General features: G+C 72.7%; 14 protein-coding genes. 9 read left to right on the plus strand and 5 right to left on the minus strand.

All coding sequences use genetic code 11. The features are described 5' to 3' along the window. The 3 genes from BSZ37_RS14505 to BSZ37_RS14515 all read left to right on the plus strand — a co-directional run. Positions 1–675: YiaD family glycine zipper/OmpA-like lipoprotein (locus BSZ37_RS14505; RefSeq protein WP_218830511.1), on the plus strand; the 675-nt coding region annotated here is incomplete at its 5' end. 144 nt (positions 676–819) lie between these two features. Beyond that, positions 820–1,503, plus strand: a complete 684-nt coding sequence (locus BSZ37_RS14510; protein ID WP_342761218.1) for an LOG family protein — start codon at positions 820–822, stop codon at positions 1,501–1,503. Between the two features lie 138 nt (positions 1,504–1,641). Further along, positions 1,642–2,502, plus strand: coding sequence for a tetratricopeptide repeat protein (locus tag BSZ37_RS14515; RefSeq protein ID WP_095511246.1), 861 nt, complete (start codon positions 1,642–1,644; stop codon positions 2,500–2,502). 81 nt (positions 2,503–2,583) lie between these two features. On the opposite strand, the gene BSZ37_RS22110 is transcribed toward BSZ37_RS14515, so the two are convergent. Next, complete coding sequence (locus BSZ37_RS22110; RefSeq protein WP_179299659.1) at positions 2,584–2,724, minus strand: hypothetical protein; 141 nt, start codon at positions 2,722–2,724, stop codon at positions 2,584–2,586. A gap of 57 nt (positions 2,725–2,781) precedes the next feature. Between BSZ37_RS22110 and BSZ37_RS14520 the strand changes: the two genes are divergently transcribed. The 3 genes from BSZ37_RS14520 to BSZ37_RS14530 all read left to right on the plus strand — a co-directional run bounded on the left by BSZ37_RS14520 (position 2,782) and on the right by BSZ37_RS14530 (position 5,815). Continuing rightward, positions 2,782–3,543: an acyltransferase gene (locus BSZ37_RS14520; protein ID WP_095511247.1), complete on the plus strand. Its 762-nt coding sequence runs from the start codon at positions 2,782–2,784 to the stop codon at positions 3,541–3,543. 115 nt (positions 3,544–3,658) lie between these two features. Continuing rightward, positions 3,659–4,786, plus strand: a complete 1,128-nt coding sequence (locus tag BSZ37_RS14525; RefSeq protein ID WP_095511248.1) for a DegT/DnrJ/EryC1/StrS family aminotransferase — start codon at positions 3,659–3,661, stop codon at positions 4,784–4,786. Further along, the gene (locus BSZ37_RS14530; RefSeq protein ID WP_095511249.1) at positions 4,787–5,815 is read left to right on the plus strand and encodes a Gfo/Idh/MocA family protein; all 1,029 of its coding nucleotides are present in this window, start codon (positions 4,787–4,789) and stop codon (positions 5,813–5,815) included. Positions 5,816–5,871: 56 nt separating this feature from the next. On the opposite strand, the gene BSZ37_RS14535 is transcribed toward BSZ37_RS14530, so the two are convergent. Together BSZ37_RS14535 and BSZ37_RS14540 are read right to left on the minus strand one after the other, a co-directional pair. Further along, positions 5,872–7,218 carry a Gfo/Idh/MocA family protein gene (locus BSZ37_RS14535; protein ID WP_095511250.1) on the minus strand — a complete coding sequence of 449 codons (1,347 nt, stop codon included), beginning with the start codon at positions 7,216–7,218 and terminating at the stop codon, positions 5,872–5,874. A 101-nt stretch (positions 7,219–7,319) separates the two neighbouring features. After that, on the minus strand, positions 7,320–8,495 hold the full coding sequence (locus BSZ37_RS14540) for a pyridoxal phosphate-dependent aminotransferase (RefSeq protein WP_095511251.1): 1,176 nt from the start codon (positions 8,493–8,495) through the stop codon (positions 7,320–7,322). 192 nt (positions 8,496–8,687) lie between these two features. Here BSZ37_RS14540 and BSZ37_RS14545 point away from each other — a divergent pair, with 192 nt between their 5' ends. Together BSZ37_RS14545 and BSZ37_RS14550 are read left to right on the plus strand one after the other, a co-directional pair. Next, positions 8,688–10,118 (plus strand): DUF4139 domain-containing protein, encoded by a 1,431-nt coding sequence (locus BSZ37_RS14545; protein WP_095511252.1) that lies wholly within the window; start codon positions 8,688–8,690, stop codon positions 10,116–10,118. Positions 10,119–10,185: 67 nt separating this feature from the next. Further along, the gene (locus BSZ37_RS14550) at positions 10,186–11,478 is read left to right on the plus strand and encodes an exo-beta-N-acetylmuramidase NamZ family protein (RefSeq protein ID WP_143537674.1); all 1,293 of its coding nucleotides are present in this window, start codon (positions 10,186–10,188) and stop codon (positions 11,476–11,478) included. Between the two features lie 28 nt (positions 11,479–11,506). Here BSZ37_RS14550 and BSZ37_RS14555 read toward each other — a convergent pair whose 3' ends face one another. Further along, positions 11,507–12,112, minus strand: coding sequence for a hypothetical protein (locus BSZ37_RS14555; RefSeq protein ID WP_095511254.1), 606 nt, complete (start codon positions 12,110–12,112; stop codon positions 11,507–11,509). 2 nt (positions 12,113–12,114) lie between these two features. Further along, a complete protein-coding gene (locus tag BSZ37_RS14560) occupies positions 12,115–12,429 on the minus strand; it encodes a DUF3098 domain-containing protein (RefSeq protein ID WP_095511255.1) in 315 nt (104 codons plus the stop codon). 199 nt (positions 12,430–12,628) lie between these two features. On the opposite strand from BSZ37_RS14560, the gene BSZ37_RS14565 reads away from it, so the two are divergent. Further along, entirely contained in the window at positions 12,629–13,117 is a 489-nt protein-coding gene (locus BSZ37_RS14565; RefSeq protein WP_095511256.1) for a fasciclin domain-containing protein, read from the plus strand. Positions 13,118–13,134: the final 17 nt, after the last annotated feature.

The raw sequence follows: 13,134 nt of genomic DNA on the forward strand, positions 1-13,134 counted from the left end.
TCTACCCTTCGTTACTCCCTGGCCCTCGGGCTGATGCTCGTCTTCGGGCTCGGCACGACCGGCTGCTCGAACACCGGCCGTGGCGCGGCCATCGGCGCCGGCACCGGCGCCGTCGTCGGCGGCGTCATCGGCCGGGCGACCGGCTCGACCGCCCGCGGCGCCATCATCGGCGCGGCCGTCGGCGGCACCGCCGGCGCCGTCATCGGTCGTCAGATGGACAAGCAGGCTGAGGAGCTCGACGACGAGCTCGAGAACGCCACCGTCACGCCCGTCCCGGGCGAGGACGGCGAGACCGCCGGCATCGCGATCCGGTTCGACAACGCGCTCCTGTTCGACCTCGGCCAGGCCACCCTCCGGCCCGGCGTCCAGGCCGACCTCCGCGACCTCTCGTCGAGCCTCCGCAACTACCCGGACCACGACGCCGTGATCGTCGGCCACGCCTCGACCGACGGGTCGACGGCCACCAACCAGAGCCTCTCGGAGCGCCGCGCGCGCGCCGTCGAGGACTTCCTCGTGGGTCAGGGCGTCTCGGCCTATCGCCTCGAGGCCTACGGCCGCGGCGAGTCCGAGCCGCTGGCTGGCATCCCGGGCGAGTCGCCGCAGAACCGGCGGGTCGAGATCGCCATCTACCCGAGCGAGCAGTACCGGCAGAACGTCCAGAGCCAGTACAACTAGCCCGGCCCGCCTCGGGCGGCCTCTGGCCTCCCGTCGCTAGCTTCGCGGCCCCCGATGCTTCGGCGTCGGGGGCCGCCCCCGTTCTCCCCCGCCCCGATGCCCGACTCCCCCCGCGTCGAGACCCCGTACGCCGCCGACCGCCCCATGTCGCCCGAAGACGTGGCCCGGTGGCAGAACCAGCGGATCCAGGACACCTGGCGCATCTTCCGGATCATGAGCGAGTTCGTTGAGGGCTACGAGCGGCTCGGGACCGTGGGCCCCAGCGTCTCCGTCTTTGGCTCGGCGCGCACGCCGGAGGGCACGCCCCAGTACGAGCTCGGCGTGGCCGTCGGCCGTGAGCTCGCGCAACGCGGCTACGCCGTCATCACAGGCGGCGGGCCCGGGATCATGCAGGCGGCCAACGAGGGCGCCAGGAAAGCCGGCGGTGTGTCCGTCGGGCTCAACATCGCGCTCCCCCACGAGCAGCACGTCAACCCGTACGTCGACGCCGACCACGACCTCACGTTTGAGTTCTTCTTCGTCCGCAAGACGATGTTCGTCAAGTACGCCCAGGGCTACATCGTGCTGCCCGGCGGATTCGGGACGATGGACGAACTGTTCGAGAGCCTGACGCTGATCCAGACGCGCAAGACCGCGCGGTTCCCGGTCGTCCTGATGGGGAGCGAGTACTGGGCCGGCCTCATCGACTGGATCCGCGGGACGCTCTTGGACGGCGGGTTCATCTCCCCCGATGACCCCGACCTCTTCGTCCTCACCGACGACCCGACCGAGGCCGTCGACGTCGTCGACCGATACTGCACGGAGGCCGGGATCGCGCCGAACTTCTAGGAACGCGGCCGGACGCGGTCGTCCACCGCGATGGACATAGGAGGCGCACGAATCTCCCCTGAGCCGCCGTTCCCCTTCCTGGCACGACCTCTGTAGTTTTCCATCCGGTCCCCCTTACCGTCCTCACCCTCCCCTAGGATGACACGCATTGCCCTCTTCGCCCTCGCCGCCTTCGCTGTGGCCGCGCCGGCCTCGGCCCAGACGCCGGCCGACACCACCGGCGCCCCCGCCGACTCCGCGGCGTCGGACACGACCGTCGTCGTGATCGAGCTCGACCCGGAGCGCGCCCGCGGCCTCTACGACGAAGGCGTCGGCCTCCTCCGCGACCGCGACTACGCCGCGGCGCTCCCGCTCTTCGACGAGGCGCTCGTCTACGACCCCGAGTACCCGGCCGCCGCGCTCGGCCGCGCCCAGGCCCTCGTCGGCCAGCGGATGCTCAACGACGCCCAGGCCGCGTACGAGCTCGCCATCGAGCTCGCCGATCGGTCCGACGCATCGAACGCCGCCAGCATCAAGCAGACGGCCGAGAACCAGGTCGCCCAGGTCAGCCAGGCCCTCGAGAATCAGGCCGCCGCCGCGGCCGCCGCCCAGGCCGAGGCCGACGCCCAGGCCGCTGCCGGCGCCACGGCCGAAAAGGTGAATCAGGCCACGCAGATGCTCGGCGGCAACGAGATCACCTTCGAGCAGGCGACGGAAGCCTACGCGCTCCTCGAGCAGGCGCGGATGGACGGCTACGACCCGAACCAGGTCGCGTTCTTCTACGCCAAGGCCCTCAACGCGATGGAGCGCGGCGCCGACGCCATCCCGTACGCCGAGACGGCCGTCGAGCAGGCCTCGGACCAGGCCGACCCGTCGGCGGTCTACATCCAGCTCGGCCTCGCCCACATGGGCGCCGGGAACGCCGACGCGGCCCGCGCCGCCTTCGAGTCGGTCCAGGAAGGCCAGGCGTGGCACGGCTGGGCCCAGCACTACATCGGCCAGCTCGACTCGGAGGGCTAAGCCTCCGCTGGCGATCACGTGCGAGCGCCGCGCTGGGAACGTCCCCGGCGCGGCGCTCGTCCGTTCCGCTCGACCCTCGGGTCAGACGATGCGGCGGTGGCCGAGCCACCAGATCAGGACGAGGAGGAGGATCGGCGCGAGGAGGCTGACGTAGACGAGCCACTCGAGGCCGACGCCGTAGCCCTCGAGGGTCGGCGCGAGCAGGGCGAGGAGGGGGAGCATGAGGGCGCGGGGGTAGCTTGCCGAGAAGCTACGCCCCTCCCCCGCCTTCGATCCGCCGTGCCCGTCGCCGCTACCGCCCAGGTCCACCCCACCGCCTCCGTCGGCGACGACGCCGAGGTCGGGCACTTTAGCGTGATCGGGGCCGGGGCGGAGGTCGGACCGGGGGCCGTGATCGGGCACCACGTCGTGATCCACGACGGGTCCCGCCTCGGGACCGGCGTCCGCGTGGACGACCACGCCGTGATTGGGAAGCGGCCGATGCGGTCGCCGCGGAGCGCGACGACGACGGCGGGGCCAGAACTCCCGATCACGGACATCGGCGAGCGGACGATGATCGGGACGGGCGCCGTGGTCTACCGCGGCGCGACGCTCGGAGACCGCGTCCTCGTGGCCGACTACGCGACGGTCCGCGAGCGCGTGACGGTCGGCGACGAGACGATCGTCGGGCGCGGGGTGGCCATCGAGAACGACACGAGCGTCGGCCGGCGGTGCAAGCTGGAGACGAACGCCTACCTCACTGCCTACTCGACGGTCGAGGACGACGTGTTCGTGGCCCCCGGCGTGCTCACGAGCAACGACGACTACATCGGGCGGACGGAGGCGCGGAAGGCCGCGTTCGCCGGCCCGACGATCCGCGAGGGCGCCCGCCTCGGCGTCGGCGCCGTGATCTTGCCGGGGCGTGAGGTCGAGGGCGAGGCCGTCGTCGGCGCGGGCGCCGTGCTGACGGGGACGGCGGCGACCGGCCGCGTGCACGTCGGCGTACCGGCGCGCGACGTGCGGGCCGTGGTGCCCGAGCAACTCCGCGAGAACGGCGGCTGACTCGCTCGGTGGGCGGCTCGAGGCGGACCGTCTGGGGGCGACGATCCGCCCCGGCGCTTCACCGTCCGTCCGGGCGGGGCCGGCTACCTTCGAGGCACGCCACCTCCGCTCCCGTATGGACCTCCAGATGGTCGATCTGCGCACGCAGATCGAGGCCACCCGCCCCGAGATCGACGCCGCCATCGCCGCCGTGCTCGACCGGGGCGCGTTCGTGCGAGGCCCGTTCGTCGCCGCGTTCGAAGCCGAGCTGGCCACCTACCTCGCCGGCCTCGGGAGCGACGCCGACGTGTTCGCCCTCGGCGTCGGGAACGGGACCGACGCGCTCCAGATCGCGCTGATGGCGCTCGGCGTCGGGCCCGGCGACGAGGTCGTCTGCCCGTCGTTCACGTTCGTCGCGACCGCCGAGGCCGCGGCGCTCCTCGGCGCGACGCCCGTGTTCGTCGACGTCGACCCGGTCACATTCAACCTCGACCCGGCGAAGCTCAAGGCCGCGCTCAGCACGCGGACGAAGGCGGTCGTGCCGGTCCACCTGTTCGGCCAGTGCGCGGACGTCCCGGCGATCCGGGCGGTCTGCGACCCGCTCGGGATCCCCGTCGTCGAGGACATGGCGCAGGCCATCGGGGCGACGTGGAACGGGCAGCCCGCCGGCACGCTCGGCGCGCTCGGGTGCCTCTCGTTCTACCCGTCCAAGAACCTCGGCGCGTTCGGCGACGGCGGCGCGATCGTCACGACCGATCCCGAGCTCGCCGACCGCGTCCGCCAGATCGCGAATCACGGGGCGGCCAAGAAGTACCACCACACGGCCGTCGGCGTGAACAGCCGGCTCGACGCGATCCAGGCGTCGATCCTGTCGGTCCACCTCCGCCACCTTCCGGCGTGGACCCAGGCTCGCCGCGCCGCCGCCGCGCTCTACGACGGCGCGTTCGCCGGCATGGACGACGTCGTCCGGCCCGTGCGCGTGCCCGAGGCCCGGCACGTCTTCCACCAGTACACGCTCCGGGTCCCGGCCGAGCTCCGCGACGACCTCGCCGCCGACCTCAAGGCGCGCGGCGTGCCGACGATGATCTACTACCCCGAGCCGATCCACCGGATGCCGCCCTACACCACGGGTGCCGTCCTCCCCGAGACCGACCGTGCCTGTCGCGAGGTCCTCTCGCTCCCCATGCACCCGTACCTGACGGCTCAGCAGGTCGCGTTCGTCGCCGACGCCGTCCGCCAGTCGCTCGCCCCGGTGACCGCCTAGATGTCCTCGTTCGCATTCACCGACGCCGTCCGCGTCGGCCAGATTGGGGTCGGGCGCTGGGGCCGGAACCTGCTCCGCAACTTCGCTGCGCTCGACGCGGCCGAGGTCGTCGCCGTCTGCGACCCGTCCGACCCCGCGCTGGCGGAGGCGGCCCGCCTGGCGCCCGGCGCCCGCGCGGTCCCCAACGCCCTCGGCGTCCTCGGCGACGACACCGTCGAGGCCGTCGTGGTGGCGACCGAGACGCCGCTCCACGTCGAGATGGCCGAGGCCGCGCTCCGGGCCGGCAAGCACGTGTTCGTGGAGAAGCCGCTCGCCCAGACGGTCGACGAGGCGGAGCGGCTCGTCCGGCTGGCCGAGGAGCACGACCGGCGGCTGATGGTCGGCCACCTCCTCCGGTACCACCCGGCGTTCCGCCACGTCGAGGAGATCGCGGCGGAGGGCGCGCTCGGCGACATCCGCTACCTCTACAGCGTCCGCGTCAATCTCGGCGTCGTCCGCCAGCAGGAGAACGCGTTCGACAGCCTCGCCCCGCACGACCTCGCCGTGGCGCGGGCGTTCCTGGGCGACGCCGTCGCGGTGACGGCGCAGGGCCGGGCGATCCTGCAGGAGGGCATCGAGGACGTCGTGTTCGCGACGGTCGAGCATGCCGGCGGCGCGCTGGCCCACCTCCACTGCTCCTGGCTCGACCCCCACAAGGTGCGCCGGACGACGTGGGTCGGGAGCCGCCAGATGGCCGTCGTCGACGACATGGAGCCGGCCGAGAAGGTCCGCGTGTACGACAAGGGCGTCGACACGGTCGAGGGCGCGACGGACCTCGCCGGGGCCCTCGCGGTGCGGACGGGCGACATCGCCGTCCCTCGCATCCCGGCCGCCGAGCCGCTCCGCCTCGAGTGCCAGGAGTTCGTCGACGCCATCCGCGAGAACCGTCCCCCGCGGACCGACGGCGTCGACGGGCTGGAGGTCGTCCGCGTGCTGGAGGCGGCGAAGACGTCGCTCCGCGAAGGCCGCCGCGTCGAGATCGCGCGCTGACCCGGCCGCTCGGAGGGTCGCCCCGGGCGCCAACGTCCCGAAACGGTTTCGACGGGTCAGCCCGTCGGGACGGCCCACCCGTTGTGGTAGGCGGCGCGGAGGAGCGACGAGGCCTCCGGGTCGTCTCGGAAGTCGCCGGTCATGCCGTCGCCCTCCCAGTACAGCTTGCGCCCGGTCTTGTAGGCGATGTTGCCGAGCTGGGCGTTGACGGCGGCCACGGCGCCCGAGTCGATCCGCGTCGCGCACGCCTCTGGGGTCCGGTCCCGGACGCACTGGAGGAAGTTCCGGTTGTGCTCGCGGACGTAGTCGACGCCCTCGGGGACGCCCCCGACCTCGGGGGCCCGCTTCTGTGGCCCCTCCTGGCCCCACCCGACGAACTCCCGCTCGGGGACGACCTCGAACCCTCCTCGCGTCACGATCAGCGTGGCCTCGTTGCCGACGAACGCGATGCCCTCCGGCTTCCGGTCCGGCCCGAGGTCGATCCCGACGGCGTGCTCCCAGAGCAGCGAGTAGTCGCCGAAGTCGTACACCGTCTGCAGCGTGTCCGGCGTCTCGGAGGCGTCGTCGGGGTAGGCGAACTTGCCGCCGCTCGCCATGACGGAGCGGGGCGCGTCGGCGCCCATGGCCAGGAGCGCGATGTCGAGCTCGTGGACGCCCCAGTCGGTCATGAGCCCGCCGGCGTAGTCCCAGAACCAGCGGAAGGTGAAGTGGAACCGGTTGGGGTTGAAGGGGCGCGAAGGCGCCGGCCCGAGCCACATCGCGTAGTCGACGCCCGGCGGGGCGGGCTGGTCGGGCTGCGGCGGGACCGGCTTCATCCAGCCCTGGTACGCCCAGCACTTCACGAGGCGGATGCGGCCGAGCTCGCCCGAGCGGACGATCTCGATGGCCCGGGCGTAGTGCTCGCCCGAGCGCTGCCACTGGCCGACCTGGACCACGCGGCCCGTCCGCTCCTGCGCCGCGACCATCACCCGGCACTCCTCGACGGTGTTGGCGATGGGCTTCTCGACGTACACGTCCTTCCCCGCGTCCACGGCGTCGACGAACATCCGGGCGTGCCAGTGGTCGGGCGTCCCGATCACGACGACGTCCACGTCGGACGAGTCGAGGAGCTCACGGTAGTCGCCCGTGGTCCGCGGCGTGTTCGACCGGAGCCCGGCGTAGTCCGTGAGCCGGCTCGAGAGCACGGACTCGTCGACGTCGCAGAGCCAGGCCAGCTCCGTGTTGGCGTCGACCGCCAGCTGTGCCTGGAGGTCGGTCCACCCCATCCCCTTCGCGCCGATCAGGCCGATGCGAAGGCGGTCGGAGGCCGGCCGGGAGAGCCCGTGAAGCGTGTGCGGGAGGAGCGGGCTCCCGGCCACGAGGGTCCCGGCGGAGGCGAGGAAGCGGCGGCGAGTCGTAGGCATCGGCGGACGGGTGGCGGAACGAGACGAGAGTACGGCACGACGGCCTCGGCGTGGGCTCCGCCGTGCGCCCCCGGTGCCCCCGCCTCGGCGCCGAGGCGGGCCTACCCGAACGCGTCGACCAGGCGCTCGCAGGCCTCCTCCAGAACGGGGCGCTCCTTTGCGTAGCAGAACCGGAGGTGCCCGTCGCCGTCGGCCGGGTCCGCGAAGAACGACGGGCCCGGCACGCAGGCGACGCCGGCCGTCTCGATGAGGGTCGTCGTCGCGGCCCGGGCGTCCTCGAAGCCGGGCTGGCCGAGCCGCTCGCCGAGGCCGGCGAGGACGTAGTAGGCACCCTCGGGCGGGTCGGCCTCGAAGCCGCACGCGCGGAGGGCGTCGACCATCAGCGTCCGCTTGACCGTGTAGTCGGCGAGCATCTGCTCGTAGTAATCGTCGGGCAGCGGGAGCGCGGCGGCGAGCCCGTGCTGGAGCGGCGCCGGCGCGCAGATCGTCGTGAGGTCGTTGACGAGCCCGATCTTCTCGGCGACGGCCACCGGGGCGACGGCGTACCCGAGCCGCCAGCCGGTCATGTTGAACGTCTTGGAGAAGCCCGAGAGCGTGACGGTCCGCTCGTACGCGCCGTCGAGGGACGCGGGCGAGAGGTGGCGGCGGCCGTCGTAGACCATGTGCTCGTAGATCTCGTCGGTGAGCACCCAGAGGTCGTGCCGCTCCGCCTCGGCGTAAAGGGCGCGGAGCTCGCCCTCGTCCCACACCTTCCCCGACGGGTTGGCCGGCGTGCACACGAGGACGGCCTTCGTGCGGCCGGTGATCGCCGCCGCCAGTCGGTCGGCCTCGAACCGCCAGCGGCCCCCGGTCTTCGCGAGCGGGACGGCGACCGGCTCGACCCCCTGCAGCCGGAGGATCCCGGCGTGGTAGCCGTAGAACGGCTCGAACAGCACGACCTCGTCGCCCGGCTCGAAGAGGGTGAGGACCGTCGCCAGGAACGCGCCCGTCGACCCCGTCGACACGACGACCGACTCCGGCCCCTCCACCGGGATCCCGTTGAATGACCGGGCCTTCTCGGCGACCGCCTCGCGGAGGTCACTCGTCCCGTTGTAGGCCGTGTAGATCTGCGACCCGTGCTGGAGCGCCTCGACGGTCGCCTCGACGATGGGCGCGGGAGTGGCGAGGTCGCAGATCCCCTGCCCCAGGTTGATCCCGCCGACGCGGTTGACCTCGAAGGTCACGGCCCGGATGTCGGACTGGCGGAGGGCGTCGGTGCGGGCGGCGAAGGGCTTCATGCGGCGTGCGGAGAGGGGGCGACCAAGGTAGGCCGGTCCGCCCGCGAGCCCGACCGCCTCGGCGCCGAGGCGGGGGGACCCGCGCACCACGGAGCGGGCCGAGCACGCCAATCGGGGCCGGGGCGTTACGATGCGCCAGTGAGCGACGGCTGAGGGCGTCGCGTGTCTTCTCTCCGAACGTCCCCGTCCCCCATGCGTCTGCTCCTCCTCGCCACCGTCTTCGCCCTCGTGCCCGCCGCCGCCCAGTCGCCCACCGTCTCGACGCCCGAGAGCCGCGAGGCCGTCTCGCTGACCGTCTACAACGGCGGGTTCGCGGTCGTCCGCGAGGTCCGGCCGCTCGTGCTCCGGCGCGGCGTGCAGGCGCTCCGGTTCGAGGGCGTCCCGGCCCAGATCGACCCGACGAGCCTCTCGCTCGTCTCGCTCACGGCGCCGGGCTCGCTCTCCGTCCTCGAGCAGAACTACCAGTACAACCTGATCGGGACGAACTCGGTGCTCGACGCGGCCGTCGGGCAGCGCGTCCGGCTCGTTCGCCAGGTCGGCGAGCGGACGATCGTGGAGGAGGGCGTGCTCATCAGTCAGCCCGGCCAGGGCCGGATCATCGAGCTCGACGACGGCCGCGTGCTCGTCAACCCCGAGGGCACGATCGAGCTGCTGACGCGGCCGGAGGGGTTGCTGTCGCGCCCGTCGCTCCTGTGGCGGCTGGCGACCGAGCGCGCGGGCGAGCACCGCGTCGAGGCCCGCTACCTCACGAACGGGATGACCTGGAAGGCCGACTACGTCGCCGTCGTCAACGAGGCCGAGACGCGGGTCGACGTGACCGGCTGGGTCACGCTCCAGAACAACTCGGGCGCGTCGTACCCCGAGGCCGCGCTCCAGCTTATCGCGGGCGACGTCCGGCGGGTCTCCCCGAACCGGCCGCAGCCGATGTACGACCAGGCCGTGGCCGAGGTCGCCATGGCACGCGCCGCGCCGGCCCCGCCGCAGCAGGAGGCGTTCTTCGAGTACCACCTCTACACGTTCCCCGAGCCGACGACCATCGAGGAGCGCGAGACGAAGCAGCTCGAGCTCCTCTCCGCGGCCGACGTCGGCGTCGGGCGCCGGCTCATCTTCGACGGGACGGGCCAGTACTTCCCGTTCTACCGCCCGCGTCGCCCCGGCGCCGTCGGCGACGAGATGAGCGCGGCCGTCGTCCTCGAACTCGAGAACGCCGAGACGAACAACATGGGGATGCCGCTCCCGGCTGGCATCGTTCGCGTGTACAAGGCCGACAGCCGGGGCAACCTCCAGTTCCTCGGCGAGGACAGCATCGACCACACCCCGCGCAACGAGACGGTCCGCCTCTACGTCGGCGACGCGTTCGACGTCGTCGGGACGCGGCGCGAGATCGAAAACCGGCGAATCAACGACTACACGCGCGAGATCACCGTCGAAGTCGAGGTCCGCAACCGGAAGGAGACGGCGACCACCGTCGACGTCGTCGAGCGCGTGTTCTGGGGCGAGTGGACGATCACAGATTCGACCCACGAGCACGAGCGCCTCGACGCGCGCACGGCCCAGTTCACCGTGACGCTCGGCCCGGACGAGACGGAAACCGTCCGCTACACGGCGCGGCTGCGTTCGTAAGGAATCGGGCATGAGGGATGAGGCATGTGGGGTTACCTACCCGATGCCCCCCACCCGCCACAGTTCGATGACGCTAGCGCTCCTTCTGCTCACCACCCTGGCAGCCTGCGCCGACGCCCCCGAGGCGTCCCATTCCCCCTCCCCCGTCCCCCGTTCCTCCGACGGCCCCGCTGTCGTCACCGGCGCCCAGCGGCTGGTGAACGAGCGGTTCCGGCCGCTCGACGGGATGCGGGTCGGGCTCGTCACCAACCACACGGCGCGCGTCGACACGGCCGACGGCGGGCCGGGCCACCTCATCGACCGGCTCCACGAGGCGCCCAACGTGATCGTCGGCGCGCTCTTCGGCCCCGAGCACGGGATCCGCGGCGACGCCGAGGCGGGCGCGGGCGTCTCCGGCGGACGCGACGCGACGACCGGCGCGCCGGTCCACAGCCTCTACGGCGCCTCGAAGAAACCGACGCAGGCCCAGCTCCGAGGGCTCGACGCGCTCGTGTTCGACATGCAGGACGTCGGGGCCCGGTTCTACACCTACATCTCGACGATGGGCTACGCCATGCAGGCCGCGGCCGAAGCCGGCATCCCCTTCGTCGTGCTCGACCGGCCCAACCCCATCGGCGACCGGGTCGAGGGCTTCGGGATGGAGCCCCGGCACGAGTCATTCGTCGGCCTCTACCCGGTCCCCGTGACGCACGGGCTGACCGTCGGGGAGCTGGCGCGGATGATCACAGGCGAGGGCTGGCTCGACGGGCTGGAAGGCCTCGACCTCCGCGTGGTCGAGATGGAAGCGTACCGGCGCGGGATGCCGTGGGAGGACACCGGCCTGCCGTGGATCCCCCCGTCGCCCAACGTGCCGGACGTCGAGACGGCCCGCGTCTATCCAGGAACGGCCTTCTTCGAGGGGACGACCGCCAGCGAGGGCCGCGGCACGCGGGTCCCGTTCACGCACGTCGGCGCGCCCTGGGTCGACGCCGACGCCCTCGCCCAGTCGCTCACCGAGGCGGGCCTCCCCGGCGTCCGGTTCGAGCCCGCAACGTTCACGCCGGTCGACCTGCCCGGCCAGGGGACGAACCCGAAGTGGGAGGGCCGCGCGATCAGCGGCGTCCGCCTCACCGTCACCGACCCCGCCGCGTTCCGGCCCGTCGCGACGGGCGTCTGGGTCGTCGCGGGCGTCTACGCGCAGGCCGAGGGCAACGACCGGCGCGACTACGTCAAGGCCGACTGGCTGGCCAAGCTGGCCGGCACCGATCGCCTCCGCCGGATGCTCACCGACGGCACGTCGCCCGACTCGATCGCGGCGGCCTGGGAGGCCGAGGCCGAGGCCTTTGCCGAGCGCGCCGAGCCCTACCGTCTCTACGAGTAGCCTCGCCTCGGCGCCGAGGCGGACGGAGTCAGCCGGCGAGGTCGATCCGCACCAGCCGATACGCGCCGCCGACCACGTCGAACGTGAGGACGGCGGCCGACTCGGTGACGGCCTCGTCCTCGGGCACGACGTCACCGTCGGCGCCGTAGCCGACGGTGACGGTCACGACCCGGCGCGGGCCGTCCCGTCGGAAGTCGCGGGCCGTGAGGTCGAGGACGCCGTCGCGGAACGGCCCCTCCTCGAACACACCAGGGTAGAGCGCGGCATCGAAGTCGTCGCGCGACAACGACGCGGAAAACGCCGTGAGCGCCGCGACGGCGTCCGGTCCGGACTGGACGGCGCGGCGGAAGTCGGGCCAGAACGTGCGGAAGTCGGGCCGGGCCGCCTGTGCCCGGCGAAGCGAGTCCTGCCGGAGGCTGTCCCGGCGGAGCGAGTCGGCCCGGAGGCTGTCGGGCCGGAGGCTCGGGTCGGCGAACAGGCCGGAGTCGGCGTAAACCGTATCGAGTGGGACCGGCCGGCTCGGCCCCGTGCGGAGTTCGGACTCAGGCGGGGCCTCCGTCACCTCGACGCCCTGGGGACGGTCGCCGCCGCAGGCGCTGACCACGAGGGCGAGGAGGAGCGCGCCACGGCGCATCGCTACACCGCCTCGGCGGGCGCCTCGGACGGCGGCGGGGCCGCGGGGTCGACGTCTTTCGGCACGCCCCACAGGACCGAAGCCGCCACGCCCAGGTAGCCCCCCAGCAGGAGCAAGGGTGCGACGACGAGCGAGAGCGCGCTGTCGACCGGGTTCGGGTTCGTCGCGTTGTCGACCAGCATGATCACGTAGCCGAGCACGATGAGCCCGACGGCGCCGAGGAGCAGCCGGTAGTTCTGCCGGTCGAACGGCATCGTCGTGACGCCCCGCGTGGTGGGCGAGGTCGACGTGGAGCGGCGCGATTTGCGGGAGGCCATGGGGTCGGGATCAGACAGCCGCAAGATAACGGCCGCCGTCCCCCGACCGTGCTCCCCGCCCTCCCGGCTCAGCGGACGTGTCCACCGGCTGGCAGCCTCTCCCCTCCGCCCGCCGATTCGGCGGACCTCCGGGCGGCAAACCAGCCGTTGAGCCTCCACGCCGGATCACCCGGTCTCTGCTCACCAGCGCCCTCCCCTCATGCGCCGACTCCTCCCCCTCCTCGTCCTCCTGTCGCTGCCGCTCGCGGCCTCCGCCCAGAGCCACAGTGACATCGTCCAGGTCGCCTCGTCGAACAGCGACTTCGAGACGCTCGTCGCGGCCGTGCAGGCCGCCGGTCTCGTCGAGACGCTCCAGGGCGACGGCCCCTTCACGGTCTTCGCGCCCACCGACGCTGCCTTCGCTCGCCTCGGGAGCGACACCATCGAAACGCTCCTCCAGCCCGAGAACCGCGCCCAGCTCACGGCCATCCTCACGTACCACGTCGTGCCTGGCCGCTACGCCGCCGCGGACATCGCGGACCTGGACGAGCTCGAAACCGTCAACGGCCAGTCGCTCTCCCTCGGCGTCCGCGTCGACGACGCCGCGCTGGTGGCGACCGACGTGCCAGCCTCGAACGGCATCATCCACGCCATCGACCGCGTGCTGATGCCGCGCGAGATGCCGGCGAGCTCGGCGTCGCACCACTGACGCCGGCCCGGCTCTGT

The sequence above is a fragment of the Rubrivirga marina genome (assembly GCF_002283365.1).
Taxonomy (GTDB): domain Bacteria; phylum Bacteroidota; class Rhodothermia; order Rhodothermales; family Rubricoccaceae; genus Rubrivirga; species Rubrivirga marina.

Bases quoted from the DNA above. Each gene is read 5' to 3' on its own strand.
- BSZ37_RS14510 (WP_342761218.1), top strand. From the start codon at position 820: ATGTCGCCCGAAGACGTGGCCCGGTGGCAGAACCAGCGGATCCAGGAC.
- BSZ37_RS14515 (WP_095511246.1), top strand. From the start codon at position 1,642: ATGACACGCATTGCCCTCTTCGCCCTCGCCGCCTTCGCTGTGGCCGCG.
- BSZ37_RS22110 (WP_179299659.1), bottom strand. From the start codon at position 2,724: ATGCTCCCCCTCCTCGCCCTGCTCGCGCCGACCCTCGAGGGCTACGGC.
- BSZ37_RS14525 (WP_095511248.1), top strand. From the start codon at position 3,659: ATGGACCTCCAGATGGTCGATCTGCGCACGCAGATCGAGGCCACCCGC.
- BSZ37_RS14530 (WP_095511249.1), top strand. From the start codon at position 4,787: ATGTCCTCGTTCGCATTCACCGACGCCGTCCGCGTCGGCCAGATTGGG.
- BSZ37_RS14535 (WP_095511250.1), bottom strand. From the start codon at position 7,218: ATGCCTACGACTCGCCGCCGCTTCCTCGCCTCCGCCGGGACCCTCGTG.
- BSZ37_RS14540 (WP_095511251.1), bottom strand. From the start codon at position 8,495: ATGAAGCCCTTCGCCGCCCGCACCGACGCCCTCCGCCAGTCCGACATC.
- BSZ37_RS14545 (WP_095511252.1), top strand. From the start codon at position 8,688: ATGCGTCTGCTCCTCCTCGCCACCGTCTTCGCCCTCGTGCCCGCCGCC.
- BSZ37_RS14550 (WP_143537674.1), top strand. From the start codon at position 10,186: ATGACGCTAGCGCTCCTTCTGCTCACCACCCTGGCAGCCTGCGCCGAC.
- BSZ37_RS14555 (WP_095511254.1), bottom strand. From the start codon at position 12,112: ATGCGCCGTGGCGCGCTCCTCCTCGCCCTCGTGGTCAGCGCCTGCGGC.
- BSZ37_RS14560 (WP_095511255.1), bottom strand. From the start codon at position 12,429: ATGGCCTCCCGCAAATCGCGCCGCTCCACGTCGACCTCGCCCACCACG.
- BSZ37_RS14565 (WP_095511256.1), top strand. From the start codon at position 12,629: ATGCGCCGACTCCTCCCCCTCCTCGTCCTCCTGTCGCTGCCGCTCGCG.